Source organism: Sulfurovum sp., assembly GCF_041562805.1.
Taxonomy (GTDB): domain Bacteria; phylum Campylobacterota; class Campylobacteria; order Campylobacterales; family Sulfurovaceae; genus Sulfurovum.
This window is the reverse complement of sequence record NZ_JBFFOH010000254.1, coordinates 1-2,276: the sequence shown is the minus strand read 5'-3', so window position 1 is coordinate 2,276 and position 2,276 is coordinate 1. Positions and strand designations below refer to the sequence as shown.

The window sequence follows — 2,276 nt, the reverse complement described above, 5'->3', positions numbered from 1 at the left end:
CCTTTACCAAGTCTGTTATCAAAGTTTCTAGTTGATGTAGAGAATACCCATGCATTTTGCTTAACAGCTGCCTGGTTACCCATACAGAGTGAACATCCTGGAGGCTCGATACGTGCTCCAGCCATTCCGAATACAGAATAGTAACCTTCTTCAGTCAGTGTCTTCTCATCCATTTTAGTAGGAGGACAGATCCAAAGTTTAGTTTCAACCGGACCTTCTCCTCTAAGTACTTCTGCATTGGCTCTAAACAAACCAATGTTCGTCATACAAGAACCAACAAATACTTCATCTACCTCTGTTCTAAGTCCTGCTTCGTGTACTTCAGTCAATGTTTTAACATCATCTGGGTCATTAGGACAAGCAACGATCGGTTCTTTGATGTCAGACATGTTAATTTTGATAACAGCAGCATACTCTGCATCCGCATCTGCTTCAAGAAGTACTGGGTTTGCGATCCAGTCTCTCATTTTTTGAGCACGTCTCTCAAGAGTAGCTTTGTCCTCATACCCTTGAGCAATAAGTTCTTCGATCAATGCTACGTTAGATGCTAAGTACTCAGCAACAGGCTCTTTATTTAACTTCACTGTACATGCAGCTGCAGAACGCTCTGCTGATGCATCAGAAAGTTCAAACGCTTGCTCACACTTAAGGTCTTCAAGTCCTTCTATCTCTAAGATACGTCCGGCAAAGATGTTTTTCTTACCAGCTTTTTCAACAGTAAGTAAACCATCTTTAATTGCCTGGTGAGGAATAGCATTTACCATATCACGCAATGTGATACCTGGTTGCATTTCACCTGAAAAACGTACAAGTACTGACTCAGGCATAGTAAGTGGCATAGAACCTGTAACTGCTGCAAAAGCAACAAGACCAGAACCAGCCGGGAATGAGATACCGATTGGGAATCTTGTGTGTGAATCCGCACCAGTACCAACTGTATCAGGAAGACACATTCTGTTCAACCATGAGTGGATAACACCATCACCCGGTCTAAGTGTAAACCCTTTTCTTTCAGTCATAAACTGTGGAAGTGTATGCTGTAGTTTGATATCTGCTGGTTTTGGATAAGCAGATGTATGACAGAATGACTGAAGTACAAAGTCTGCACCAAAACTAAGTGCTGCAAGATCTTTTACTTCATCTCTTGTCATTGCACCAGTTGTATCCTGAGATCCAACAGTTGTACATACTGGCTCTGAATAAACACCTGGTTTAACACCATCCATACCGGCAGCTTTACCTACCATTTTTTGTGCAAGTGTGAAACCTTTACCATTATCAGCAGGAATATCAGGTGTCATGAAGATATCTCCAGCATCCATTCCCAGTGCTTCTCTTGCTTTAACAGTAAGACCTTTACCGATGATAAGTGGTACACGTCCCCCTGCTCTCATCTCATCTGGAAGTGTGTTTGGCTCAAGTTTAAACTCAGAAACCACTTTACCATCTCTCTCAATGACACCATCAAAAGGCTTAAGCGTGATCACATCACCAGTGTTAAGCTCTCCTACAGGTGCTTGGATAGGTATACATCCAGAATCTTCTGCAGTGTTAAAGAAGATCGGTGCAATGATATCACCGATAACCACACCGCCAGTTCTTTTACCAGGAATGAAAGGAATATCTTCACCCATGTGCCATTGAAGTGAATTGATACCAGATTTTCTAGATGAACCAGTACCTACAACATCACCAACATAGACAAGCGGGTTTCCTTTTGCTTTAAGTTCTTTCATAGTATCGAGTGGATTATCCATTCTATTTACTAGGAAAGCATTCGCATGAAGTGGAACATCGGCTCTTGTAAATGCTTCAGATGCTGGAGAAAGATCATCTGTATTTGTTTCACCAGGAATTTTATATACAGTAAGTGTGATCTCTTTTTTCATCTCTGGCTTGTTGTAGAACCATTCAGCATTAGCCCATGACTCAATTATTTCTTTAGCCAATGCATTACCATTATCCATAAGTGCTTTAACATCATTAAATGAATCATATACAAGCAATGTATTTTTAAGTTGTGTTGCTGCTGATTCTGCAATTGCTGCGTCAGTTGAGCTAAGTGCATCAACAAGAGGTGCAACGTTAAATCCACCTAACATTGTTCCTAAAAGAACTGTTGCTCTTACTGCATCGATCTCTGTACAAGTTACATTACCTTGAACAATGTCATTTAAAAATGCTGCTTTGATGTAAGCTGCATCATCCACACCTGCTGGGATCTTGTTTTCAAAAAGGTCTATAGCATACGCTGCATCTGCAACTGGTGATGCTTT

General features: G+C 40.9%; 1 protein-coding gene. It reads right to left on the bottom strand.

What is annotated here, in order from left to right; all coding sequences use genetic code 11:
* Nucleotides 1–2,276 (bottom strand): bifunctional aconitate hydratase 2/2-methylisocitrate dehydratase (locus tag ABYK33_RS15425; protein ID WP_373034210.1); only part of this gene is annotated, 2,276 nt, incomplete at both ends.